Here is a 24,787-nt window from a genome sequence, read left to right on the forward strand (position 1 = left end):
ATGAGCACACCGACTCTGACTCCCAAGAGAAGCCTCTGGTCGAGGCTGCCCGTCGTGCATCAGTTGCAGCAGAGCGTTGGCCTGCAGCGCGGCATGCTCGTCGTGGGCCTCGTGATCTGCGGCATCTTTCTGCTCACCGCGATCTTCGCCCCGTGGCTTGCGCCATACGGCTTCTCCCAGCTGGCGGATGCCCACGGCCAGTTCGGCGCGCAGGTGCCGCCATCCTCGGCCCACCCGCTTGGCACCACTGTGGGCGGCTACGACGTGCTGTCCCGAGTGATCTGGGGATCGCAGACGGCGATTCTCGTGATCGTGATCGCCGTGCTGCTCTCGATCTTCGCCGGCGTGCTTCTCGGGCTCGTCTCCGGCTACATCGGCGGTTGGCTCGACCGGGTGCTCGTGGTCGTCTGCGACGCGATCTACGCCTTCCCGTCCCTCCTGCTGGCGATCGTCATGTCGATCGTGCTGTCGGGCGGCAAGTCCAGCCTGTTCTTCGGCATCCTGGCCGCCGCGATCTCGATCACCGTGGTGTTCATCCCGCAGTACTTCAGGGTTGTGCGCTCCGAGGTCGTGCGGATCAAGTCGGAGGCCTTCGTAGAGTCGGCGAAGGTCATCGGCGCCAGTTCCGGCCGCATCATGTTCAAGCACGTGCTGCGCAACTCGATCAGGACGCTGCCGCTGATCTTCACGCTCAACGCATCTGAGGCGATACTCACCCTCGCCGGGCTCGGCTTCCTCGGCTTCGGCATCGAGCCGACCTCGGCCGCGGAGTGGGGCTTCGACCTAAACAAGTCCATCTCCGACGTGACCGCGGGAATCTGGTGGACCTCGATCTTCCCCGGCGTCGCGATCGTGCTCGTTGTGCTCGGCATGACGCTCGTCGGTGAGAGCCTCAACGACCTCGCCGATCCGCGACTGCGCACGAGGCGTCGCGCATCCGCTGTGGCCACAACGGCCAAGACGACCACGGTGCCTGGAGGCAGTCTCGACGCGGAAGTCGACATCGACGAGTTGGAGGCGCGACCATGAGCAGCCTCGCAAAGGGAGACGTCGCCGTCGACATCGATGACCTCTCGGTTACCTTCGCTACGGACGGGGGAGACGTGCGCGCCGTGGATGGCGTGAGCCTGAGCGTGCGCGCGGGCGAAGTGCTCGCCATCGTCGGCGAGAGCGGCAGCGGCAAGACGGTCACGGCGAAGACCATCCTGGGCCTTCTGCCCGAGACGGCCACGGCATCGGGCGCGGTGTTCCTCGGCCCCGACAACGTCGTCTCGGTCAGCAGGCACCGCCTGCGCGAGATCCGGGGCACCGGCGTCGCGATGGTGTTCCAGGAACCATCGACCGCGCTCAACCCGGTCTACACGGTGGGTTGGCAGATCGCGGAGGGTCTTCGCGCGCACGGCAAGTACAGCCGCGCGGAGGCCAGGGCGAAGGCGATCGACATTCTCGAGAAGGTCGGTGTTCCGGATGCCGCGACCCGAGTCGACTACTATCCGCACCAGTTCTCCGGCGGTCAGAAGCAGCGCGTCGTCATCGCGATGGCGCTCGTGCTCGACCCCGAGCTGATCGTCGCGGACGAACCGACCACCGCACTCGACGTGACGGTGCAGGCCGAAATCCTCGACCTGCTGCGCCGCTGTCGCGACGAATTCGACACGGCGATCGTGCTCATCACCCACAACATGGGCGTCGTCGCCGACCTCGCCGACCGTGTGGCCGTCATGTACCACGGCAAGGTCGTCGAAGAGGCGGATGCCGACAGCCTCTTCACCGCGCCCCAACACGAGTACACCAAGGCCTTGCTTGCCGCGGTTCCGTATCTCGGAGCAGGCACCGCCCGCACACAGGAGCGTGCGGCCGAACGAGCGCTGACCGCATCCGAGCCCCTCGTCGTGGCGCGGGACCTCGTGATCGAATACCCCGGTCGCCTCGGTCGCGGCGGCTTCCGTGCGGTGAACGGGGTCAACTTCGAGATCGGTGCGCGCGAGGTACTCGGGCTCGTCGGCGAGAGCGGCTCGGGCAAGACCACCATCGGTCGCGCGATCGCGGGGCTCACCAGGGTCACCGGCGGTTCGCTCACGGTTCTCGGCCACGAGATGCTCGGCTTCAAGGAGCGAAGCTTCACGCCGCTGCGCAGCGAGATCGGATTCGTCTTCCAGGACCCGGCGACGAGCTTCAACCCGCTGCTCACGATCGCCGAGTGCGTGGCGGAGCCGCTCATCGTGCACGGCGGCGCCTCCGACTCGCGTTCGGCCCGAGCGAAGGTTGACGAACTGCTCGAGGCCGTGCAGCTTCCGCGCAGCTTCGGCGACAGGTACCCGCATGAGCTGAGCGGCGGACAGCGCCAGCGCGCATCGCTCGCACGAGCTCTCGCCCTGCGGCCGAAACTCCTCATCGCCGATGAGCCCACGAGCGCGCTCGATGTATCCGTGCAGGCGAAGGTGCTCGAGCTGTTTGCCGAGTTGCAGAAGGAGCTCGGCTTCGCCGCGCTCTTCATCAGCCACGACCTTGCCGTCGTCGACCTGCTCGCCGACCGCATCGCGGTGCTCTACCACGGCGAACTGGTGGAGGAGGGGACCGGGGCCGACGTGCTCGGTGCTCCGCAGCATCCATACACCAAGCGGCTGCTCGCCTCGCTACCCGTGCCGAATCCGCGAGAACAGGCGAAGCGGCGCGAGGAGCTTCGCAGGCTGCGCGAAGCCGGCGAGGGATGACTCCCGCGCGAAGCGACGTGGCGGTCTCGGCACGTGACCTGTCCGTTCGCTACCGCTCCAATGGCGTCTCGTCGCTCTTCGTCGCCGTGCGCGGGGTCAGCCTGGAGATCAACCAGGGGGAGTTCCTCTGGCTCGTCGGCGAATCCGGGGCGGGAAAGTCGACCCTGGGCCGCGCCTTCGTCGGGCTCGTGCGACGCGGCGCGATCGAAGAGGGCGTTCCGGAGATCTGCGGTGGTTCGCTCACCGTGCTCGGCACCTCGATGCGGCGGGTGGGCAGGCGCAGGCGGGATCGAGTGACGATCGGCATCGGCTACCTCGCCCAGGACGCCGCCGAACGGTTGAGCCCCGAGCTCTCCGTGGCCGAGAACGTTGCCGAGCCGATCTATTCGCGCGACCGTCACTTCTCGAATCGCGAGGCCACGGAGGCGGTCGCGGCGGTCGTTGACGCCGTGCGCCTGCCGCTCAGCCTCATGCACCGGATGCCGTACGAACTGAGCAGCGGACAGCGCCAACGCGTCGCCCTGGCCCGCTCTCTCGTGCTGGAGCCGCGGCTGCTCGTGGCCGACGAGCCCGCCCGCGGAGTCGATGCCACGCTGCGTTCGAGCGTGCTCGAATCGCTGGCGGAGCTGCGCGAACAACGTGGGATGGCGGCGCTCATCGTGAGCAGTTCGCTCGCCGATCTGAACGGCAACGCCACACGGCTCGCTGTCATGCAGCATGGGGTTATCGTGGGATTGGGCACGCCCGACGAGGTGCTCGAGGGTCCGCATCATCCGTACCTGAAGAGCCTCGCGGCACAGCGTCCCACCACGACCGACGAGGAAGAAGAACGTGACGATTAGCCCGCAACACCAGGCCGTCATGAACGGCACCGTCGAAGCGCTGCCGGCCGATCGTAGGCCGGCGCCGGGCCCGATCGCCGTTCTCCCGAACCCGAAGGACGTGTTCGTCGACGCCGTGCACGCCGGCGGCGGAGAGGTGGCCGAGCTCACCGAGGCCACGAGGGGCGTCGTTTGGCTCTCCTCGAAGAACGCCTCCGATCTGGTCGAGATTCTCCACACGCATCCCGGTATCGGCTGGGTTCAGCTGCCTTGGGCGGGCGTCGATGCCTTCGCACACGTGCTGGCGCCTTACGCGGGCAGCACCACCCCGCTCTGGACGAGCGCCAAGGGTGCCTACTCGCAGCCGGTTGCCGAGCACGCCCTGGCGCTGGCTCTCGCGCTGCTGCGCGTGTTCCCCAAGCGGGTTGTTGCCACCAGTTGGGCCACCGAGAAGGAGGGCACCTCGCTCTTCGGTTTGAACGTGGTGATCATCGGCGCGGGCGGCATCGCCGTTGAGCTCATCCGCCTGCTCGAGCCCTTCGGCGTGCACGTGACCGTCCTCCGCCGCAGCGAGGAGCCGATGCCCGGCGCCGAGCGCACGCTCACCAGTGATCACCTGCTCGAGGTGCTGCCCGAAGCGGATGTCGTGGTGGTCGCCGCAGCGTTCACCGAGGGCACGACAAAGCTCATCGGCGCCGCGCAGTTCGCCGCCATGAAACCGACGGCCGTGCTCGTGAACATCGCGCGCGGCGGCCTCGTCGACACGGATGCGCTGGTCACCGCCCTCAACGACGGCACGATCGCGGGCGCCGGCCTCGATGTCACTGAGCCGGAGCCGCTGCCCGACGGACACCCGCTCTGGAACGCGCCGAATCTCATCATCACCCCGCACAGCGCGGATACCCCAGCCATGACGGCGCCGCTGCTGGCCGAACGCATCCGCATCAATGTGGAGGCGTTTCTCGGCGATGGGCGGTTCGTCGGCGTGGTCGATCCTGGAGCGGGTTACTGATGTCGGCACCACACGACGGCCTGTTCTGGGCCGGGTCATACACGGCGAGCATGGACGGCTCGAGCGAGGGCATCGGCAGGCTGCGGCCGCGCGCGAGCGACGGCAGCCTCGAGTACCTCGGTCTCGCAGCCGCCACGACGTGCCCTTCGTTTGTCGCTAACGGTGTCGTTCCCGGCATCGTCTACGCCACGGACGAGGCCGACGGCCGGGTGGAGGCGTTCCGTCGCGACGGCGATGAGCTCGTCGCGCTCGGCGGCCAGCCCACGAGCGGCAGGCTGCCCTGCCACATCAGCGTCACCTCGCAGTGGCTCTACGTGGCGAACTACTTCAGCGGCACCGTGGATGTCTTCCCCCTCGCCGACGACGGCACAATAGGGCCGATCCACCAGACGCTCGCGGGCAGCGGCCACGGACCGAAGCCCGATCAGAATGGGCCGCACGCCCACTCGACGCTCGTCACGGCATCCTCGGTGCTGAGCGCGGACCTCGGCACCGATCAGGTGCACGTGCAGCGCTGGAGCGGGGGAGCGCTCGAGCGCACGGCCTCGGTCTCGCTGCCACCCGGCACCGGTCCGCGGGACTTCGCCGTGGCGCCCGACGGACGCATCTATCTCGTCGGTGAACTGAGCGGCGGCGTCTTCGAGCTCGACCAGGACGGCACGGTGCTGCGCTCGGGTACGAGCGTCGTCGATCCCGTCGACGGCGACCACTGGGCCGGGCTCGCCGTGGACCAGGCCGGGCGCTATCTCTACACGGGCATCCGCGGTACTAATCGCGTTGCGGTTGTGGATGTCGCAACGCTCAGTCCGGTCACGGCGATCTCCTGCGGGGGTGACTGGCCGCGCAACCTGTGGCTCGCGGGCGAGCTGCTCTACGTCGCGAACGAACGCTCGAGCACGGTGACGAGTTTCCGTGTCGACCCGGGCACGGGCATCCCGACTCCGGTAGGCTCGCCCGAGGCGGTGCCCACCCCCACCTATCTGCTGCCGGCGAACTGATCGGCGCTGCGGTTTGGGAGTGTCACAACCTTTGGTAAAGTAGCAAAGCTGTTTCAGCAATCCTCGATAGCTCAATTGGCAGAGCAGCCGGCTGTTAACCGGCAGGTTCTTGGTTCGAGTCCAAGTCGGGGAGCTCATCGCCTGTGGGGGCTCCACCCTCCCGGGCGATGTTTGTTTAAGGGCTGAGTCCTACTCCCCACGGAGTACGACGGTCACCCCGAACAGCGGATGCCGGCCGGAAGCCCCACGGCTACGATCAACACATGCGATTCCCGGCCGACCCTCACGACGGCGGTCGGTGGAGCAGGTTCGATCACGATCCCTGGATCGAGCACTACCTCGCCAGGCGCCAGTCGGCGAGTCGCTTTCCCCCGGTCGCGCGACTGTGGATGCCCGTCATCGTCTCGTTCCTCGTGCAGGTTCCCGCGGTCTTCTTCGTCTGGCATCCCGCGGTTCGGCACCTCGTTCTTGCCCGGCCCGGCGGGGGCGAGCTGCTCCTCGCGCTGCTCGTCGCCCTGGTCGGGCCGCTCGCGCTGATCGGGGCGCGCCGCTTTCCCGGGCCGGTCGTTGCGATCGTCACGGTCGCGGCATCCGCTGATCTGCTGCTGCACCGGGGGGTGGACGGCCCGCCGTACATCGCGCTAGCCTTCGCCATCGTCTCGGCGATCGTGCGCGGCGCGCGCATCTGGGCGTGGATCTCGGTGACCGTCGCCGGCGTAACAGCACTGCTTCTCGGTTTCGTCTTCAGCGCGGGATGGCATCCGTTCGGTCTGGGGCGGGGCCTGGCCTGGCAGCCGATCCGCATGGTCGGCATCACACTCGGACTGCTGCTCGTGATGGGGATCGGTGAGGCTGTGCGCACGAGACGCGAGCGTCACGAGGAGTTCTCGCGCAGGCTGGCACAGCGCAAGCAGACCGAGGTGCAAGCCGAGAGGGTGCGGATCGCTCGCGAACTGCACGACGTGCTCGCCCACTCGCTCAGCCAGATCAACGTGCAGGCCGCCGTCGGCCTGCACCTGATGAACCAGCACCCGGAGAAGGCCGCCGAGGCCCTCGCGAGCATCAAGGAGTCGAGCAAGACCGCGCTTGACGAGGTGCGGTCGGTGCTCGGCGTGTTGCGCGCGGAGGGCGGCGCCGACCCGAGCGCCCCGCTCGTGCCGGAGCCCGACCTGTCGAGGCTCGCCGGTCTCGCGGCATCCGTGACCGCGCAGGGCACACACGTCGAGGTGCGGAACGAGCTCGCGATCGAGCCTCCGGCGGCGGTCCAACTCGCCCTGTATCGCATCGCGCAGGAGTCGCTCACCAACGTGCTCAGGCACTCGGGCGCCACGAGTGTCACTCTCACGCTTCGCGAGATCGACGGCTTCTTCGAGCTCTCCGTGCTCGACAACGGCACGGGGCAGGCGCCGACGAAGCACGAACAGGACTCCGGCGGTCGTGGCCTCCTCGGCATGCGCGAGCGTGCGCAACTGCTCGGCGGAACGCTTGACGCCGGCACCGCTGAGGCCGGCGGCTTCCGTGTCGTGGCTCGCATTCCCATCCCCAGGAAAGGCTCCCTCGAATGATCAGAGTGGCGATCGCCGACGACCAGCAGCTCATCCGCGCCGGATTCCGGTCGCTGCTCGAGGCCGAGCCCGACTTCGAGGTCGTCGGAGAGGCCGGCACGGGAGCGGAGGCCGTGGCGCTCGTGACGCGGGAGAAGCCGGATGTCGTACTGATGGACATCCGCATGCCTGACGGCGACGGCCTGTGGGCGACGGGCCAGATCGTCGCCAACCCGGCTCTCGTCTCGACGCACATCGTGATCGTGACCACGTTCGAACTCGACGAGTACGTCGCGCAGGCGATCCGGGCCGGGGCCAGCGGGTTCCTCGTCAAGGACACGGAACCGGTGGAGCTGATCCATGCCGTGCGCGTGGTCGCCGCCGGTGATGCGTTGCTCTCGCCGAGCGTCACGCGTCGCCTGCTGGAACGCGTTTCGGGCTCGCTCAATGAGGCTCCCGATACGAGCGCGCTCACGGTGCTCACCGAGCGGGAGCGCGAGGTGCTCGGGCTCGTGGGGCGCGGCCTGACCAACGAGGAGATCGGCAGGGCGCTGTTCCTCAGCCCGCTGACGGCGAAGACGCACGTCTCGCGCATCATGTCGAAGCTCGCCGCCCGCGACCGCGTTCAACTCGTGGTCGTGGCCTACGAGACCGGGCTCGTGCGCGCAGGCTTCAGGGAGTAGTCCGAGCGTCGCGGATGCTCCTCCCGCAGTACACAGATCGCTCCCGTCGGCAGATTCCCCGCTTCGGCATCCCGAGGAGGCTGTGTATGCAGGTTCCGCCGGAACCGCGAAGAAAGGATTCATCGTGCTCTCGACACTCGCTCTACCCGCCATCGCAGCAGCCCACTGGGGTGGCCCGTGGGCCGGCGGCTTCGGCTTCCTCTGGCTGCTCGTGCCGCTGTTCTGGCTGACCGTCCTGTTCCTGATCTTCGGTGTGTTCGGTCGCCGTTGGCGGCGCGCGCACTGGCAGGCCGGCTATGGCTTTGGCCACGGTCCCTGGGGCGCACCGTCCCGAGCCGCGGAGACCACCCTCGCCGAGCGTTTCGCCCAGGGCGACATCGACGAGAAGGAATACCGCGCCAGGCTCGAGGTGCTGAGGGCCAACAACCCGCAGCCGCCGCACGCGAACTGAATCGCGGCTTTCACGCCGCGATCGACGGTGGCGCTGGATCGTCCAGCGCCACCGTTTCGCGATACCCTCGAACCTGCGTCCGCACCTCGACGGCGCCGGATGAGGGAGCGAGCATGGACACCTGGTTGCGCGACAACTCGCTGTTCCTCGCCGTCACCCTCGCAGTCGTCGCGGGAGTACTCCTCGTTCTGACCCTGCTCTTTCTGGTGCTGTGGCTGCGTTCCAGCAGGCGTCGCCGGAACCTCGACTTCGACCGGATCGACGCAGAAGACGAGGTCACGGATCTCGAGATCGCGCTGCAGGAACAGCTCAGTCGCCTGCGCATCGTGCGCGAGCTGCACGAGGTGGCCGTGCACTCCGTCTCCGTCATCATCAGTCAGGCGGATGGCGCCCGCTACACCGCCTCAGCGGATCCGAGCGCTGCGGCACGCTCCGCCGCGACGATAGCGGAGACCGCTCGCGCCACCCTCGCCGACCTTCGCAGGGTGATGACCGTGGTGCGGGAAGGCGAGGCCGACGCGTCGCCGCAGCCGCGTCTCAAGTCCGCGCGCGAACTGTTCAAGGCCATGCGCGACGCCGGCCTCGTACTCACCTTCGTGGAGAGCGGCGATCGCTTCGAGCTGCAGCGCGGTGCCGAATTGGCCGTGTACCGCATCCTTCAGGAGGCTCTCTCGAACGCCCTCAAGTACGGGGGAGAGGGCACGGAGGTCAAGGTCTCATTCACCTGGACCGAGGAGGGCCTGCAGCTGCTCGTGGACGACGACGGTGTTCGTGCCGAGGCGAGACGCCAGGGACTCGACCCGAACGCGGTTGCCCAGAAGCGCAGCTACACCTTCGAGGAAGACCTGAACGCGCTCACCGATGTCATCACAGGTCCGGGCATGACGGAAATGCGCGAGCGCGCGGAACTCTTCGGCGGCATCTTCAACGCCTACGCCGTTCCGGGCGTCGGGTTCTCGGTGTCCGCCGTGTTCCCCGCCCTGAGGTACGACAATGGCGTGCACGGCGTCAAGCTGGAGCGCTGAGTGCGCCGCGGTGGCCCTTCCGCGGTTGCCTAGGTCGTGACGCATGCCTCGAACTAAAGAAGACTCTGCGGCGATTCGTGCCGGACTCGCCGTCGGACTCGCCGCGGCCGCCTACGGTGTCTCCTACGGCGCCCTCGCCCTCGGTGCCGGCCTCGACATCTGGCAGACCTGCGTCATGAGCCTCCTGATGTTCACCGGCGGCTCGCAGTTCGCGCTCGTCGGCGTCATCGCGACCGGAGGCGTGGCGGCGGGACCGGCGGCCATTGCCAGTGCGGCGATCCTCGGCATCCGCAACGGCATCTACGGAATCCGGATGGCCCCGATCATCGGCGGTCGCTGGTGGCGCAGGCTCGCGGCGGCGTGGGTCACGATCGACGAGTCGACGGCGGTGGCGAGCACGCAGTCCACCCTGCGCGCGCAGCGCATCGGCTTCTGGGTCACCGCCGCGGCGACCTTCATCGGCTGGAATCTCACGTCCCTGATCGGCGGCCTCATCGGCGACGCACTCGGTGATCCGCGCCAATACGGGCTGGATGCCGCTGCCGCGGCCGCCTTCCTCGGCCTCCTGTGGCCGAGACTCCGCCAGCTTCAGCCGGTGGCCGTTGCCGCGGCTGCAGCGGTGGTGGCCGTCGTGCTCACGCCCGTCCTGATCCCGGGGCTTCCGGTTCTCGTGGCCGGAGTGGTCGCGATTCTCGTCGGCGTCTTCAACTGGTTCGGCGGGTCGGCGGCGCCCACCGACGAACCGCAGTTCGATCCGCCGCACCTGCCGCCAGCACCGGCGAGTCACGCCGGGGGTGATCACGCATGACGCTCTGGCAGATCGTGATCATCGCCTCGCTCGCCTGCCTCGCCCTCAAGGTGAGCGGCTACCTCGTTCCGAAGACGGTGCTCGACAAGCCCGTGACCGCGCGCGTCGCCAACCTGCTGACCGTGGCGCTGCTCGCCGCGCTCATCGGAGTGCAGAGCTTCGGCGAGGGCCAGGGGCTCGCTGTCGATGCGCGACTGCCGGCGTTGCTCGTGGCGGCCGGGCTGTTCGCGCTGCGGGTGCCGTTCATTCTGGTGGTGATAGCGGCGGCGGTGACGGCGGCGCTCATCCGGGCTTTCTTCTAGGCGCTAGCCCTCGGGGTGGTCCACGCCGGGCAGCCAGTTGAGCCCCGGGGTGCCCCAGCCGTTCTTGCGGATGACCTTGGCCGCGGCCTTCGCGTGCGGCGGAGCGAGCCGGTCGGCGTAGAGCAGGCCGTCGAGGTGGTCGAACTCGTGCTGGAAGATGCGCGCGAGCCATCCGCTGGCCTCGATCTCGAAGGGATTCTGGTCGAGGTCGACGGCGCGCAGGATCGCGAGGTCAGACCGGCGCAGGGGAAAGCGTTCGCCGGGGATCGAGAGGCAGCCCTCGGACTCGGTCTCTTCATCCAACTCGTCTATCGTGGGCTGGTTCACCCAGAGTTCGGGGTTGATTGCGGCCCCTCGCCAGCGCACGTCGTTGTCGTCGGTCCAGTCATAGACGAAGGCCCGCAGCGGCACTCCGACCTGCGGTGCGGCTACGCCGACGCCTGGCGCGGCGGCCATGGTCTGGTACATGTCGGAGATCAGCGTGACGAGACTCGTGCCGAAGTCGGTCACGCGGGCCGCAGGCGAATGGAGCACCGGATCACCGGTGATAACGATCGGAAGAACGGCCATTCGCCAAGAATATCGTGGCCACAGCGGGTAGGGTCGTGGCGTGCCACCCGACCTCCTCGAGCTGACCCACGCGATCACGCTCACCCCAGACAAGGCTCTCGGGATTCCGATTGCTCTGGTCGGTGCGGTGCTGCTGTCGCTCGGCGCCCAGTTCCAGCATCGGGGTGTGGGCAAGGTCGGAGCGGCGACGGCGACGAAGGATTCGACGGCTCTCAGCCTCGGCCAGCTCCTGCTCCTGCTTCGGAGGCCGTCGTGGGTGGTCGGCACCCTGTTTCTGGGCCTCGCGATCCTGTTCCAGCTGACGAGTCTGTACCTGGCGCCGCTCATCGTGGTGCAGCCTCTGGGCGCGGTGGCGCTCGTGATCACCGCGGTCGTGAATGCGAGGGTCTCGAAGATGCCGCTGACCTGGGCGGCCATCCGGGCTATCGCCTTCTGCGTGGTCGGCGTCGCGCTGTTCGTCACGATCGCGGCCTTCACGGCGACGTCGAGTCCGATCAGCGAGAGCCAGCTCGTGATCATTCTCGTGATCCTCGGGGTCGTCACCGTTGCGTTCGCCATCTTTTTCGCCTACCTGCGCAATCGCTTCAAGGCGATCATCTACATCGTCGGCGCCGGCGTGCTCTACGGCTTCGTCGCGACTCTCGCCAAGGTCGTCATCGACCGCATCAAGACGCTCGTGCTGTACGGATCGGACACCGGCGGATTTGAATGGCTCACCGTGATCTGCGTGGTGGCGCTGCTCGCCGCGACGGCGCTCGGCGGCTACTTCGTGCAGAGCGCCTATTCCTCCGGGCCTCCCGACCTCGTGATCGCGGGGCTCACCGTGATCGACCCCATCGTGGCGGTGTGCATCGGCGTCGTCGTGCTGCAGGAGGCGGCGGGAGCCTCGCCCTGGGCGATCCTGGCCTTCCTCGTCTCCGGCGTGGTCGCCGTTTACGGAGTGTTCCAATTGGCTAAGCATCATCCGCAGTCCCGCGGCTAAACTGGCAGCGCCGGTTGCGTTTCGACCGCGCGTCACGCCCGAACCTCACGAACACTGCACAGCAATCGACACTGCAAGGGAACCCCGAGAATTTGCCTGACGCCCCGCATAGTGCAGCTTCGACCCCGTCGAAGCCCCTGCGCGTACTGATTGGTGCCGACACCTTCCCGCCCGACGTCAACGGAGCGGCGAATTTTGCGTCTCGACTCGCTGCCGGACTGGTCGAGCGCGGTCACGAGGTGCACGTCGAGGCGCCCGCGTTCAACAGCAAGCACGGTGACTTCCAGGAGGAGCACGACGGTGCCACCTTCACGGTGCATCGCATCTACTCGTGGCGTTGGTACCCGCACGACTGGCTGCGGTTCGTGCTACCGTGGCGCAGTCAGGCCCATGCCGCGAGGCTCCTCGATGCGATCAAGCCGGATGTCGTGCACATCCAGTCCCACATCGTCGTCGGCCGCGGCCTCGCGCGGCAGGCCGCCAAGCGCGGCATCCGCATCATCGCCACGAACCACTTCATGCCCGAGAACATGATCGAGCACACCCTGCTGCCGAAGTTCTTGCGCCGCAAGGCGATTCAGATCGCCTGGAACGATGCGGCGAAGACCTTCGCGTTCTGTGAGGCGGTGACCTCGCCCAGTCGCAAGGCGGCGGACTTCCTCGAGGCCGAGACGAACGTGCGCGATGTGCACGCGATCTCCTGCGGCATCGACGCGAGCCTCTACACACCGAGCCTCGAGAAGCGCACGGAGAACCGGGTGGTCTTCGTCGGTCGCGTCACGGGCGAGAAGCATCTCGACGTGCTTCTCAAGGCGATGGCGGCGCTCGACCCCTCGCTCGACGCGAAGCTCGACATCGTCGGCGGCGGCGACCTCATGAACCAGCTCAAGCAGTTGGCGAAGGATCTCGGCATCGCCGAGCGGGTGAACTTCCTCGGCTACGTGTCGGATGAGCAGCTGCGCGCCACGCTGACCCGCGCGAGCGTCTTCGCCATGCCGTCGATCGCCGAACTCCAGTCCATCGCGACCATGGAGGCCATGGCATCCGCACTGCCGGTCGTCGCCGCAAACGCGATGGCGCTGCCGCACCTCGTGCACGACGGCGAGAACGGCTACCTCTTCGAGCCCGGTAGGGTGAGCGATCTGGCGGCGAAGCTGACGGATGTGCTCACCGCCTCCGACGAGGACTACAAGCGGATGCAGAAGTGGAGTCTCAAATACATCGAGGCTCACGATATCCAGCGCACCATCAGCATCTTCGAGAGCCTGTATCGTGGTGAACCGGTGACGGATCCCGTCACCGACGTGTCGCTCGACGAGCAGGCTTCCTGACCGGTCTCCGGCCGGAATTCCGCTTCGGCGGCGACGCGGGGCGGTAGCTCAGCTGGTTAGAGCAGCGGACTCATAATCCGTCGGTCACGGGTTCAAGTCCCGTCCGCCCTACCCTTTGGTCGTCGAGCTTGCCGAGACGCGGCGTGGGCGTCCGGTTGATGAAAGAATCACCGCATGAACGTTCCCGCCGACACCCCGACGCACGCGGCCGTCGCCGCTGTGGAATCCGCGCTCGCCGCCCGGGGCAGTACGCCCCGCACGCGGTGGTTCGAGGAGTCGACCGGGACAGCGAGTGAAGCCGCGAGCGCGCTGGGCGTCGAACTCGGCGCGATAGTGAAATCGCTGCTGTTCATGCTGGATGACCAGCTCATCCTCATTCTCTCGTCAGGCGCTCATCGGGTCGACACCGAGTTGCTCGGGGCGCAACTCGGCGGGACGCTGACGCGTGCCTCGGCGAATCTGGTCAAGGAGCGCACCGGACAATCGATCGGGGGTGTGGCGCCGCTCGGACATCCGCAGGCCATTCGTACGATCATCGATGTTTCGCTCGCGGACTACGGCGAGGTGTGGGCGTCGGCGGGTCATCCGCGCGCCGTGTTCGCGACGACGTTTGACGAACTCGTCCGGATTACCGGTGGTGCGGCGATGCGGGTGACCTGAGTTCGGGGGCGATAGGCGTTCTCTTCCGCTTCCTCATACATTGTACTGCAATGTATAGTGGTGTCAGGTATGGAGGCGCGATGAACATCGACAAGGACCTGGTCGCGGCAATGGCGACGCCGCTCGTGCTCGCGATTCTCGCGGAGGGCCGCAGTTACGGCTATGCGATCCACAAGCGCGTGCGCGAGCTTTCCGGCGGCGACCTTGAGTGGACCGACGGCATGCTCTATCCGCTGCTCCACCGCCTCGACCGACTCGGCTACGTGCACGCCGACTGGGGCACATCGCCCGAGGGCCGCCGGCGCCGCTACTACGAGATCACCCCGACGGGAAAGGCAGAGCTCGTGAACCAACGCAAGCAGTGGGAGACCGCCACCCGCACCCTCGGCGGCCTGTGGAAGGCGACCGCGATCGTGGCAGGAGCGGGCGCATGAGCGCGGGCGGCAAGGGCACAGACGGCAACGGCACAGGCGGCGACGGCACAGCGCAGCTGGATGCCGACATCGCCGAGTGGCGTGCGGCCATCACCAGAAATCCCGCGATCGACGCGTCCGATGCCGACGAGCTTGAAGAGCACCTGCGCGAGCAGGCGACGGAACTTGAGGCAGCCGGGCTGACGACATCCGAGGCCTTTCAGATCGCCGTGCAGCGCATGGGCCGGGTGGACCGGGTGACCGCGGAATTTGCTCGCGAACACGGCGAGCGGCTGTGGAAACAGTTCACTCCGCCCGCGCCGGATGAGCCAGCGACTCGAAGCCGGCCCGTCGTCGAGATGATCGTGTTCGCGCTCATCGCGGCCGTGTCCATCCAGATCGGTCGACTCGTCGCCCAGTCGACGGATGCGTTCCCCGCCTGGTTCGTGCGCGACGCGAGCCTCTTCGTACTACCGGTGCTCATCGCCTACTTCGCCTGGCAGCGCCGCATGCCCAGACGCAGGATCCTCGCCATCGCCGCGTTCGTCGCGGTGGTCACGGTCATCGTGAACGTCTATCCCTTCACCCAGAACAGCCAGACGGATGCGCTGGTCGCCATCCACTTCCCGGTGCTGCTCTGGTTCGTGGTCGGCATCGCCTACCTGAGCGACGCTGGCGGCACCTGGCGCAGACGCATGGACTTCGTCAGGTTCACGGGGGAGTGGGTGATCTACTGGGTGCTGCTCGCCCTCGGCGGCGGTGTACTTGTCGGTCTCACGACCCTGATCCTCTCGCCCATTGCACCAGACGCCATCGGCCAAGTGATGCTGTGGGTTCTCCCCTCGGGCGCCGCCGCCGCGGTCATCGTGGCAGCCTGGCTCGTCGAGGCGAAGAAGAGCGTGATCGAGAACCTCGCGCCCGTGCTCGCGGCCGTGTTCACACCACTGTTCGCCGTGATGCTGCTCGTCGCGGTCGTGGTCTACGCGGTCGGTGGCATCGGTCGCGAGTTCGACCGCGATCTCATCACCGTCTTCGACGCGCTCCTGCTCGTCGTCTTCGGGCTCGTCCTCTACGCGCTGTCGGCGCGCGAGTCGACGAAGCCGGCGGGAGCGCTCGATGTCTTGCGGCTCGTCGCGATCGCGGCGGCGCTCATCCTCGACGTGCTCGTGCTGGTCTCGATGCTCACTCGCGTCGCCGAGTTCGGCTTCACGGCCAACCGCATCGCCGCGCTCGGCCTCAACCTCATCCTCGTCATCAATCTCGCGACGACCGCCCGGCTGTCGGTGCGCATGCTCGTGCGGCGCACATCCGGTGCACCACTGGAGAAGTGGCAGACCGGATACCTGCCGGTCTTCGGCGCCTGGGCTGGCGTGGTCGTGCTGCTGTTGCCACTGATCTTCGCCTTCGGTTGAGCGTGGCGCGAGCGGCCACATCCCGGAGTGTCGGGGCAGAATAGTCACCAGGAAAACTGGCCCGACGCGCGACAGGGGTGGCTATGGCAGGTGACAGTGACTCGAAGCCGAACAGCGAGGCGGAGTCGAGCGATGGGCGGGAGGAGACCCCTAACGAGCGTGCCGACCGCAACTGGACCGAACTGCCGCAGGAGCTGCGCGTCACTCAGACGGGAACGCAGATCATCAGCGGCTTCCTGCTGACCCTCGCCTTCCAGCAGCGGTTCACCGAGCTGCAGCCCTACCAGGTCGTCATCTATCTCGTGCTCGTGCTGCTCGCCGCGACGAGCACCGCGCTCGGACTGGCCCCCGTCGGACTGCACCGCACCCTGTTCCGCCACCACGAGAAGACACGGATGGTGGCCATCGGCAGCAGGCTCCTGGTCGCCACGCTGTGGGTGGTCTCCGTTCTCGCCGCCGGAGTCGTGCTGTTCATCTTCGACGTCGTCCTCACCCTGTGGGCGGGGATCATCGCTGGTCTTGTGATCGGCGCCATCCTCGTCGTCACCCTCATCGTGCTACCGGAGTCGGCGCGACGCACGCCATCACGCGGCTGAAATATCAAGGGGTGTCGACAGATCTGATGCCGAGCGACACTGGGGAAATGGACACTCCCTTGACCGCGGTCGCCCTCGTCTGCACCCTCAGCCCCTCGCCCGCCCCCAGCAGTACGGAGTTGCTTGCCAGTCAGGTCCTCGACGCACTCGCCACGCACGGCGTAGAAGGATCGACCGTGCGCATCGTCGACCACAACGTCAAGCCCGGCGTCTCCAAAGACATGGGGGAGGGCGACGGCTGGCCGGCGATCCGCAAACAGGTGCTTGCCGCAGACATCCTCGTGTTCGCCACGCCAACCTGGATGGGTCACATGTCGAGCGTCGCCCAAGGCGTGCTCGAGCGCCTCGACGCCGAACTCTCCGAGACGGATGACCAGGGTCGCCCGATCCTCTTCGACAGGGTTGCGGTTGCGGCAATCGTCGGCAACGAAGACGGCGCGCACCAGATCACCGCGAGTGCGTTCCAGGCGCTCAACGACGTCGGCTACACGATTCCCGCCCAGGGCGTCACGTACTGGAATGGTGAGGCAATGCAGAAGGTCGACTACAAAGACCTGCCCAAGACCCCGGATGCCGTGGCCGCCGCCACCAAGACCCTGGCTGCCAACGCCGCCCACCTTGCATCCGCGCTGCGCATCAGCTCATACCCCGTCTCCTAAGCGCCGTGGCCGAGCAGACAGCCTCCGCCGAGCGGAAGCGTTCGCCCCTCGTCCGCTTTCTCTCGGTGCTCGGGCCGGGCCTCGTCACCGGCGCCGCCGACGACGACCCCTCCGGTGTGGCGACCTACTCGCAGGCGGGCGCCACCTACTCCAACGGGCTGCTCTGGACGGTACCGCTGACCCTGCCGCTCATGATGGCAGCCCAGGAGATCTGTGACCGCACGGCACTGGCGACCGGGGAGAGCCTCGGGCGTCTCGCCCGCCGGAAGTTTCCGCACCGCATCCGCGTCGTCATCGGCATACTGCTCGTAGCCCTGATCGCGGCAAACTGTCTGAATCTCGCAGCCGATCTCATGGCGATCGGCGAGGGCATGCACTTGCTGCACGCCGGCCCGCCCCCGCTCTGGAGCGCGATCGCGGGCGTTGGCATCGTCATCGCGCTCATTGCCGGTTCATTCGGTCTCATTGCCAAAGTTTTCAAGTGGTTGTGCCTCGTGCTGCTCGTCTACGTCGCCGTGCTGTTTGCCGCGAAGGTCGACTGGGCCGATGTGCTGCGGGGCACTGTGGGACTGCACTTCACTTTCTCACCCGCTTACCTGGGCCTGATCGTCGCGGTGCTCGGAACCACCGTCTCGCCGTACATGTTCTTCTGGCAGAGTGCCCAGCGCGTCGAAGAGCTGCGCGCGGGGAAGCTCGGCGGTTCGAAGGCACCGGCACTCACGGACCGCCCCGCTCCGGGCGCTCGGCGCACGCTGCACAACGGGCGGGTGGATGTCTTCACCGGCATGGCCTTCTCGGTCTTCATCATGTTCGCGATCATCGCTGCCTCCGCAGCCACGCTCGGTGCGCACGGCAAGACGGTGAGCAGCGCCGCCGAGGCGGCGAAGGCCCTCGAACCCATCGCCGGAAACTTTTCGGGCTATCTCTTCGCGATCGGATTCATCGGTTCCGGAGTGCTCGCGGTACCCGTTCTCGCGGCATCAGGGGCCGCCGGTCTCGCCGGACTGCTCGACAAGAAGTGGGGCCTCGAACGCAGCCCGCGCAAGGCGCCCGTGTTCTACGGCCTGCTCGCCTTCGGCATCGTGGCCGGAACGATCCTCAGCGTCTTCAGCCACGGTCCGATTGGCCTGCTCGTGCTGAGCGCGATCGTCAACGGCATCGCGGCAGGTCCGTTCCTCATCGTGCTCATGCTGATTTCCCGCGATCGGGAGATCATGGGGAAGTACCGCAATGGCCGGCTCGCGGCGACGCTGGGCTGGGCGACCACGGGCATCATGTGCGTGGCCGGCGTCTACGGCGTCTGGTACACCCTGGCGGGTGGGTAGAGCGTCATGCGACTACGACACAGCAATTCCTCCGGCCGAGGTTACGCGCGGGTTCGACACGGCCGCGGCTTCACATATCGCGACCCGTCGGGCGAAACGGTCAACGATCCGCAGCTGAAGGAACGTTTCGAGGCGCTCGCGATTCCTCCGGCGTGGACCGACGTCTGGATTTCTCCCTACGTCAACGGCCACATCCAGGCGACGGGCGTCGACGCGGCCGGTCGCCGCCAGTACCTCTATCACCCGGTGTGGCGCGAACAGAAGGACCGCATCAAGTTTGATCGGGCCCTGCAATTGGCCGAGCACCTGCCAGCGGCACGTGGACGCGTGACCCGCGCGCTGCGCGCAGAGGGTCTCACGAGGGAACGCGCTCTCGCGGCAGCATTTCGGATGCTCGACACCGGTTCGCTGCGGATCGGCAGCGAGCGCTATGCCGACGCGAACGGCAGCCACGGCCTCTCCACCCTGCTGTGTTCCCACGCCGCCCTCAACGGCGACACGGTGACGCTGAGCTTTCCAGCCAAGAGCGGCCAGCTCTGGGAGAGTGACATCACGGATCCCGACCTCGCGGCCTTCGTGCGCGATCGAGGCGGTGCCGCAGACGACCCACTGCTCGCCTGGCTCGACGACGAGGATGTGTGGCATTCGCTGTCGGCCGCGGAGATCAATGCGGACGTCAAACAGCGCACCGGCTCGGACTTCAGTGCCAAGGACTTCCGCACCCTGCGTGGCACCATCGCGGCCGCCGTGAGCCTCGCGAAGTCGGGGGCGCAGCCGAGCGGCAGGCGCAGAACCAGCGCGATCGTCGAAGCGGTGAAGGATGCGGCTGCCGTGCTCGGCAACACCCCGGCGATCGCGAAGAAGAGCTACGTCGATCCGCGCGTGGTGGACCACTTCCTCGCGGGTGAGACGATCGATCCGGCGCGACTCACCTCGGCCGAGTCGGAATTGCGGACGCTGCTCTTGAGCGACTAGCTCCTCAGCGGCCGGCCATCAGGAGGCCTTGCCCCTCGCGGCAGGCTTCGCGGTCTTCGCACGGGTCGACGTGGCGCGGGTCGGCTTGGCGCCACTCGACTTGCTGCCACTCGACTTCGTGCCACTCGACTTCGCGGCGCTCGACTTCGCCGATGTCTTGGTGGAGCTTGCGCGACCCTTCTTCGGAGCAGTCTTGCGCGCGGGCTTGGAGGCCGCGGCAGGCTTCTTGCGGTTCTTGGCGACGCTGCGGCGGAGGGCATCCATGAGGTCGATGACCTCGCCGCCCTGCGGCTCCTCGGGCTCCTCACCGAAGGTCGCGTCGGTGTCGAGGGCATCACCCTGTTCGAGCTTGGCGTCGATGAGCTTGCGCAGCTGCTCCTGATACTCGTCGCTGAAGTTCTCCGGTTCGAAGTCGCTCGCGAAGGAGTCGACGAGCGACTCGGACATCTTGAGCTCCTTGGCCGAGATCCGCACGTCGTCCTCGAGGGAAGGAAAATTCGCCTCGCGCACCTCGTCATCCCAGAGCAGCGACTGCAGCATGAGCACGTCGCCGCGCACACGTAGCGCGCCCAGTCGCGTCTTGTCGCGTAGGGAGAAATGCACGATCGCGGTGCGGTCGGTCTCTTCGAGCGTGCGGCGCAACAGCGCGTACGCCTTCGGCGAGCGCGAATCCGGTTCGAGAAAGTAGCTGCGGTCGAGCATGATCGGGTCGATCTGATCGCTCGGCACAAACTCGACGACCTCGATCTCCTTGCTGCGACCGGCCGGCAGCGTCTTCAGGTCCTCATCGCTCAGGATGACCGTGCGATCGCCCTCCGCGTAGGCCTTGTCGATGTGCTCGTAGTCCACGATGCGCCCGCACACCTCGCAGCGCCGCTGGTACTTGATGCGGCCGCCGTCCTTGTCGTGCACCTGATGAAGGCTGACGTCGTGGTCCTCTGTCGCGCTGTACACCTTGATCGGCACGTTCACCAGGCCGAACGCGATGGAGCCTTTCCAGATCGGTCTCATTCATCCAGTACACACCCTGGGTTTGGCAAGGGGTAGAGGTTGACAGGCGACGAAAGCATGCTGGAGTGATGGCGCAGAAACAGCAGACCGTGACCGTTGACGGGCACCGCATCACCCTGACCAACCTCGATAAGGTGCTGTATCCCGAGACTGGAACGACGAAAGGCGACGTGCTCTCGTACTACGCGGCCATCGCCGAATTCCTCATTCCGCATGCGGCGAACCGGCCGGTCACGCGCAAGCGCTGGGTGAACGGGGTCGGCACCCCGGAGAAGCCGGGTGCGGTGTTCTTCCAGAAGAACCTCGAGGACTCGGCGCCATCCTGGGTGAAGCGCGGCACGATCGAGCACAAGGACCACGTCAACGAGTACCCGATGGTCAACGACCTCGCCACGCTCACCTGGCTCGGGCAGATCGCGGCGCTCGAGATCCACGTGCCGCAGTGGCAATTCGCGCGCGGCGGGGGAGCGAAGAACCCCGACCGACTCGTCCTCGACCTCGACCCGGGTGAAGGGATGGGACTCGCCGATTGCGTTGAGGTCGCGAAGCTGGCGCGCAGCATCCTGAGCGACATGGGTCTTGACCCGATGCCGGTCACGAGCGGCAGCAAGGGCATCCATCTCTATGCCGCACTCGATGGAAGCCAGAGCTCCGACCGCATCTCCGAGGTGGCGCACGAGTTGGCGCGGGCGCTGGAGGCCGACCACCCGGATCTCGTGGTGAGCGACATGAAGAAGTCGCTGCGGCGCGGCAAGATACTCGTCGACTGGAGCCAGAACAACGCGGCCAAGACCACCGTTGCGCCGTACTCGCTGCGCGGGCGGTTTCGCCCGACGGTGGCCGCGCCGCGCACCTGGAAGGAGCTCGACAGCGCCGACCTCGAGCATCTTGACTACCTGCAGGTGCTGAAGCGGATGAAGCACCGCGCCGATCCCTTGGCCGCCCTCTCTGCAGGGCACGCCGAGGACCCTCCGGGCGAGTCTGGCGGGGCAGACCGGCTCGGAAAGTATCGCTCCATGCGCGATGCATCGAAGACGCCGGAGCCGGTGCCCGAGGGGAAGCCGGCCGCGAGCGCGGGGAATTCCTTCGTCATCCAGGAGCATCACGCGAGCAGGCTGCACTGGGACTTCCGGCTGGAGCACGACGGGGTGCTCGTGTCGTGGGCCCTACCGAAGGGCCCGCCGACGGAGCCGAAACAGAACCATCTCGCCGTGCAGACGGAGGACCACCCTCTCGAATACGGCAGCTTCCAGGGTTCCATTCCGAAGGGGGAATACGGCGCGGGTGATGTAACGATCTGGGATGCGGGGGAGTACGAGCTCGAGAAGTGGCGCGACGGCAAGGAGGTCATTGCGACCCTGCACGGACGCCCGGGCGGCGGACTGGGGGGTCCGCGCAAGTACGCCCTCATCCACACGGGCGACGACGGGCGCGCAGAGAACACCTGGCTCATCCACCTCATGAAGGACTCACCCGGCGTCGATTCTGCGACGGAAGCGCCGACGACGAAGGCGGCCACTCGCAGCAAGGCGCCGTCCGGGTCAGCGAAGACAACTCGTGACAAGACCGCTGCGGGGAAGCGCGCCGCGTTCATCGCCCCCATGCTCGCGACGCTCGGCACGGAATCCAGCCTTGACGGCGACGAGGACTGGGCCTTCGAGATGAAGTGGGACGGCATCCGCGCCATCGTCGCCGTCGATGGGGCAGACACGCGCCTCTACAGTCGCAACGAGAACGATGTCACCGTGAGCTATCCCGACGTGGCCGAGCGGATGACCGAGAATCTCGACGGCCGATCCGCGGTTCTCGACGGCGAGATCGTCGCGATCAACAGGAAGGGCCGCCCCGACTTCGGGTTGCTGCAGTCACGCATGAAGCTCACCAGAAAGGCGGATGTGGAGAAGGCGGTGGGCCGCACGCCGGTGCAACTGCTGCTCTTCGACATCCTGCAACTGGACGGTGAGTCGCTCACCGCACTTCCCTACGACGAGCGGCGGCGGATGCTGGAGGATGTCGTGCGTTCCGCCGGTCCCATCCAGGTGCCGCCCGCCTTCGAAGGCGATGTCGATGAGGCTATGTCGAGCAGCCTCAAGCTCGGCCTCGAGGGCGTCATGGCCAAGAAGCGGGGCAGCACCTATGCGAAGGGTCGCCGGTCGGCCGCCTGGATCAAGATCAAGCACCACCTCACGCAGGAGGTCGTGGTGGGTGGATGGCGGCCGGGCAAGGGACGGCGGTCCGGCACGATCGGCTCGCTCCTGCTGGGAATTCCGGATGCGCACGGCCTCCACTACGTCGGCCGAGTCGGCACGGGCTTCGGCGATCGACAGCTCGAGGAGCTTGAGGTCACGCTCGGCAAACTCGCGCGCAAGACGAGCCCCTTCACGGACGTTCCGAGGGCTGAAGCCGCGGATGCTCGCTGGGTGTCGCCCAGCCGCGTCGGGGAAGTGGCCTTTGCCGAATGGACGGCCGGCGGTCACCTGCGTCAGCCATCCTGGCGCGGGTGGCGCCCAGACACGTCGCCGGCGGATGTTGTCCCGGAGTCCTGAAGCGCCGCGAGAGTTGCCGAATCGTAATGCAAGGAAATATCCCCCATATGCGTGTCAATGGGCTACGCTTGCTCATGCAGTTGCTGTACCTCGCAGATCTTGAATGCTTGTCGCCTTCCGGCGCATGTTTCTTTCGGGAGCGGACGATGAACACCGCGACGAGTGGCCCCGGCAGTCGGGGTTACGCGAAGACCTCCTGAAGGAGAATGAAATGGCAGTTGGAACCGTAAAGTGGTTTAACGCAGAGAAGGGCTTTGGCTTCATTGCCCCCGAGGACGGTAGCCCCGACGTGTTTGCGCACTACTCGGCTATCGCGACCAGTGGATACAAGTCCCTGGACGAGAACCAGAAGGTCGAATTCGACCTGGCGCAGGGCCCCAAGGGCCCGCAGGCGGAGAACATCCGCCCGCTTTAATAGCTCGCTTAACAGCAGCTCATTAGCTGGAAGAAAGCCGGTCCCCGCTCAGCGGGGACCGGCTTTCTCTTTGCCCGCTGCGGGATCGTTGCGACCGGCTTCACCCGCACCGCCGAGCCTCCTTCCGTGGCTGGCCGGGTGCATCTAGCCTGTAGGCATGGAAACTCTCTTCAACGTGTTGCACGTGGTGACGGCCGTGTTCATCGTGGGGCCGATGGCGATTCTGCCGATGACCGGGCTGAGGGCAATCAGGGCGGGCAACGGTGCGCAGGTCAAGACGCTGGCAACGTCGGTGTTCGTGTTCAGTCTCATCTCGCTCGTTGTTGTGGTGTTCGGGTTCGGGCTGCTCGGCATGAGCGATCCGAAGTACCACCTCTCCTTCGGCACCACCTGGATATGGCTCTCCACTGTTGCCTACCTGGTGGCGCTGCTCCTGAACCTCTTTCTCGTCGTCCCCGCGCTGCGCAAGGCCGGTGCCGAGGTCGCCAAAGACGGCAGCGGCAAGGAGGCCCGCTATCCACAGATCGCCGCCGGATCGGGCGTCGTCTCGCTCCTGCTTCTGCTCGTCGTCGTGCTCATGGTCTGGAAGCCCTAGCCCAACAACACCGGCAATATTTTCGCGTCGCCGCTCGTTGCATCCGGTGACCACGATAAGGACGGACTTCATGACCGACAACGCCCAGAACACCGCCACCCCGGCCACCCCGGAGGAACAGTTCGCCCTCTTTCACGAGCGGCGGGAGCTCGCGGTGGTGCAGCCGAAGGGCAATCTGGCGCTGGTGAACACGCAGTGGATCGACTCGGAACAGACGATCTACGGCGTTCCCGGGGTGTGGGCTCCGCTGCCGGAGGGCGAGTCGGGCCTGCGCGTCACGGCCACCGCGTCCGACGGCATTCGTGTGAACGGGGAACTCGTGGATGGCTCCGCCGTCGTGGCGGGCAAGGACTCCGATGCCCCCGGCGAGATCGCGTTCAGCGACACGGTCACCGGATTCGTCATCGCAAGCGAGGCCGGCAGCTATGCGCTGCGGGTGTGGGATTCGCAGTCCGAGGGCATCCGTGACTTCGGCGGTATCGACGTCTTCCCGTACAACCCGGAATGGGTGATCACGGCCAAGTTCACCGAGATCCCCGGCGGGGCAACGGTGGGCTTCGAACATCTGAAAGACGACGGCAAGACGCGCGAGCTTGCCATCCCGGGGGAGATCACCTTCAGCAAGGACGGGGTCGACTACAACCTCGCCGCGTTCAAGTCGGGTCGCGCGCTGCAGCTCGTCTTCGCGGACAGCACGAACGGCGACTCGACGTACAGCGTCGGCCGGTTCCTCTTCGTGGCGCCGAATGCCGATGGCACGATCACGCTCGACTTCAACCGCGCGGTAGTCCCGCCGTGCGCGTTCTCCTACGCGTTCAACTGCCCGATGCCGCCACGGCAGAACCGTTTCCAGGTTCCCATCGAGGCAGGCGAGAAGAACGTCCTCAACAGCTCAGGCGCTCTCCTCCACGCCTGACGCACACCCGGCTTCTGCGTCAC

Annotated in this window: 26 protein-coding genes and 2 tRNA genes; 26 read left to right on the plus strand and 2 right to left on the minus strand. The window is 66.8% G+C overall.

What is annotated here, in order from left to right; all coding sequences use genetic code 11:
* The 12 genes from ABUA37_RS04295 to ABUA37_RS04350 all read left to right on the plus strand — a co-directional run bounded on the left by ABUA37_RS04295 (position 1) and on the right by ABUA37_RS04350 (position 10,358).
* Positions 1–1,029: an ABC transporter permease gene (locus tag ABUA37_RS04295; RefSeq protein ID WP_349897900.1), complete on the plus strand. Its 1,029-nt coding sequence runs from the start codon at positions 1–3 to the stop codon at positions 1,027–1,029.
* Positions 1,026–2,714 (plus strand): ABC transporter ATP-binding protein, encoded by a 1,689-nt coding sequence (locus ABUA37_RS04300; protein ID WP_349897901.1) that lies wholly within the window; start codon positions 1,026–1,028, stop codon positions 2,712–2,714. Before ABUA37_RS04295 ends, ABUA37_RS04300 begins: the two co-directional genes overlap by 4 nt.
* Positions 2,711–3,556: an ATP-binding cassette domain-containing protein gene (locus ABUA37_RS04305; protein ID WP_349897902.1), complete on the plus strand. Its 846-nt coding sequence runs from the start codon at positions 2,711–2,713 to the stop codon at positions 3,554–3,556. Before ABUA37_RS04300 ends, ABUA37_RS04305 begins: the two co-directional genes overlap by 4 nt.
* A 19-nt stretch (positions 3,557–3,575) precedes the next feature.
* On the plus strand, positions 3,576–4,547 hold the full coding sequence (locus ABUA37_RS04310) for a D-isomer specific 2-hydroxyacid dehydrogenase family protein (RefSeq protein ID WP_407075358.1): 972 nt from the start codon (positions 3,576–3,578) through the stop codon (positions 4,545–4,547).
* The gene (locus ABUA37_RS04315) at positions 4,547–5,545 is read left to right on the plus strand and encodes a lactonase family protein (RefSeq protein ID WP_349897904.1); all 999 of its coding nucleotides are present in this window, start codon (positions 4,547–4,549) and stop codon (positions 5,543–5,545) included. Before ABUA37_RS04310 ends, ABUA37_RS04315 begins: the two co-directional genes overlap by 1 nt.
* A 60-nt stretch (positions 5,546–5,605) precedes the next feature.
* Positions 5,606–5,678, plus strand: a tRNA-Asn gene (locus tag ABUA37_RS04320).
* Between the two features lie 130 nt (positions 5,679–5,808).
* A complete protein-coding gene (locus ABUA37_RS04325) occupies positions 5,809–7,110 on the plus strand; it encodes a sensor histidine kinase (protein WP_349897905.1) in 1,302 nt (433 codons plus the stop codon).
* Complete coding sequence (locus ABUA37_RS04330; RefSeq protein ID WP_349897906.1) at positions 7,107–7,772, plus strand: response regulator transcription factor; 666 nt, start codon at positions 7,107–7,109, stop codon at positions 7,770–7,772. The genes ABUA37_RS04325 and ABUA37_RS04330 overlap by 4 nt, the downstream gene beginning before the upstream one ends.
* 124 nt (positions 7,773–7,896) lie before the next feature.
* Positions 7,897–8,223, plus strand: coding sequence for an SHOCT domain-containing protein (locus ABUA37_RS04335; protein WP_349897907.1), 327 nt, complete (start codon positions 7,897–7,899; stop codon positions 8,221–8,223).
* Between the two features lie 113 nt (positions 8,224–8,336).
* Complete coding sequence (locus ABUA37_RS04340; protein WP_349897908.1) at positions 8,337–9,248, plus strand: sensor histidine kinase; 912 nt, start codon at positions 8,337–8,339, stop codon at positions 9,246–9,248.
* Between the two features lie 43 nt (positions 9,249–9,291).
* Positions 9,292–10,056 (plus strand): AzlC family ABC transporter permease, encoded by a 765-nt coding sequence (locus tag ABUA37_RS04345; RefSeq protein WP_349897909.1) that lies wholly within the window; start codon positions 9,292–9,294, stop codon positions 10,054–10,056.
* Positions 10,053–10,358 (plus strand): AzlD domain-containing protein, encoded by a 306-nt coding sequence (locus tag ABUA37_RS04350; protein ID WP_349897910.1) that lies wholly within the window; start codon positions 10,053–10,055, stop codon positions 10,356–10,358. The genes ABUA37_RS04345 and ABUA37_RS04350 overlap by 4 nt, the downstream gene beginning before the upstream one ends.
* A 3-nt stretch (positions 10,359–10,361) precedes the next feature.
* Here ABUA37_RS04350 and def read toward each other — a convergent pair whose 3' ends face one another.
* Complete coding sequence (def, locus tag ABUA37_RS04355) at positions 10,362–10,928, minus strand: peptide deformylase (RefSeq protein WP_349897911.1); 567 nt, start codon at positions 10,926–10,928, stop codon at positions 10,362–10,364.
* A 40-nt stretch (positions 10,929–10,968) separates the two neighbouring features.
* Between def and ABUA37_RS04360 the strand changes: the two genes are divergently transcribed.
* The 10 genes from ABUA37_RS04360 to ABUA37_RS04405 all read left to right on the plus strand — a co-directional run bounded on the left by ABUA37_RS04360 (position 10,969) and on the right by ABUA37_RS04405 (position 19,281).
* Positions 10,969–11,910 carry a DMT family transporter gene (locus tag ABUA37_RS04360; protein WP_349897912.1) on the plus strand — a complete coding sequence of 314 codons (942 nt, stop codon included), beginning with the start codon at positions 10,969–10,971 and terminating at the stop codon, positions 11,908–11,910.
* 92 nt (positions 11,911–12,002) lie between these two features.
* Positions 12,003–13,241, plus strand: coding sequence for a glycosyltransferase (locus ABUA37_RS04365; protein ID WP_349897913.1), 1,239 nt, complete (start codon positions 12,003–12,005; stop codon positions 13,239–13,241).
* A gap of 37 nt (positions 13,242–13,278) precedes the next feature.
* Positions 13,279–13,352, plus strand: a tRNA-Ile gene (locus ABUA37_RS04370).
* A gap of 63 nt (positions 13,353–13,415) precedes the next feature.
* Positions 13,416–13,901, plus strand: coding sequence for a YbaK/EbsC family protein (locus ABUA37_RS04375; RefSeq protein ID WP_349897914.1), 486 nt, complete (start codon positions 13,416–13,418; stop codon positions 13,899–13,901).
* An 80-nt stretch (positions 13,902–13,981) separates the two neighbouring features.
* Positions 13,982–14,335, plus strand: coding sequence for a PadR family transcriptional regulator (locus tag ABUA37_RS04380; RefSeq protein ID WP_349897915.1), 354 nt, complete (start codon positions 13,982–13,984; stop codon positions 14,333–14,335).
* The gene (locus ABUA37_RS04385; protein ID WP_349897916.1) at positions 14,332–15,726 is read left to right on the plus strand and encodes a permease prefix domain 1-containing protein; all 1,395 of its coding nucleotides are present in this window, start codon (positions 14,332–14,334) and stop codon (positions 15,724–15,726) included. Before ABUA37_RS04380 ends, ABUA37_RS04385 begins: the two co-directional genes overlap by 4 nt.
* Before the next feature lie 83 nt (positions 15,727–15,809).
* Positions 15,810–16,322, plus strand: a complete 513-nt coding sequence (locus ABUA37_RS04390) for a DUF6328 family protein (RefSeq protein WP_349897917.1) — start codon at positions 15,810–15,812, stop codon at positions 16,320–16,322.
* Positions 16,323–16,369: 47 nt separating this feature from the next.
* Positions 16,370–16,981 (plus strand): flavodoxin family protein, encoded by a 612-nt coding sequence (locus ABUA37_RS04395; protein WP_349897918.1) that lies wholly within the window; start codon positions 16,370–16,372, stop codon positions 16,979–16,981.
* A gap of 5 nt (positions 16,982–16,986) precedes the next feature.
* Positions 16,987–18,306 (plus strand): Nramp family divalent metal transporter, encoded by a 1,320-nt coding sequence (locus ABUA37_RS04400; RefSeq protein ID WP_349897919.1) that lies wholly within the window; start codon positions 16,987–16,989, stop codon positions 18,304–18,306.
* 6 nt (positions 18,307–18,312) lie between these two features.
* Entirely contained in the window at positions 18,313–19,281 is a 969-nt protein-coding gene (locus tag ABUA37_RS04405; RefSeq protein ID WP_349897920.1) for a DNA topoisomerase IB, read from the plus strand.
* Between the two features lie 18 nt (positions 19,282–19,299).
* Here ABUA37_RS04405 and ku read toward each other — a convergent pair whose 3' ends face one another.
* The gene (gene ku, locus ABUA37_RS04410) at positions 19,300–20,292 is read right to left on the minus strand and encodes a non-homologous end joining protein Ku (RefSeq protein ID WP_349897921.1); all 993 of its coding nucleotides are present in this window, start codon (positions 20,290–20,292) and stop codon (positions 19,300–19,302) included.
* 68 nt (positions 20,293–20,360) lie between these two features.
* Between ku and ABUA37_RS04415 the strand changes: the two genes are divergently transcribed.
* The 4 genes from ABUA37_RS04415 (at position 20,361) to ABUA37_RS04430 (ending at position 24,764) form a co-directional block, all read left to right on the plus strand.
* On the plus strand, positions 20,361–22,838 hold the full coding sequence (locus ABUA37_RS04415; protein WP_349897922.1) for an ATP-dependent DNA ligase: 2,478 nt from the start codon (positions 20,361–20,363) through the stop codon (positions 22,836–22,838).
* Positions 22,839–23,049: 211 nt separating this feature from the next.
* Positions 23,050–23,253, plus strand: coding sequence for a cold-shock protein (locus tag ABUA37_RS04420; protein WP_325517862.1), 204 nt, complete (start codon positions 23,050–23,052; stop codon positions 23,251–23,253).
* Between the two features lie 157 nt (positions 23,254–23,410).
* Positions 23,411–23,848: a DUF2269 family protein gene (locus ABUA37_RS04425; RefSeq protein WP_349897924.1), complete on the plus strand. Its 438-nt coding sequence runs from the start codon at positions 23,411–23,413 to the stop codon at positions 23,846–23,848.
* 70 nt (positions 23,849–23,918) lie between these two features.
* Complete coding sequence (locus ABUA37_RS04430; RefSeq protein WP_349897926.1) at positions 23,919–24,764, plus strand: DUF1684 domain-containing protein; 846 nt, start codon at positions 23,919–23,921, stop codon at positions 24,762–24,764.
* Positions 24,765–24,787 lie beyond the last annotated feature (23 nt).

It is taken from the genome of Parafrigoribacterium soli (assembly GCF_040227235.1).
GTDB classification, from domain to species: domain Bacteria; phylum Actinomycetota; class Actinomycetes; order Actinomycetales; family Microbacteriaceae; genus Parafrigoribacterium_A; species Parafrigoribacterium_A soli.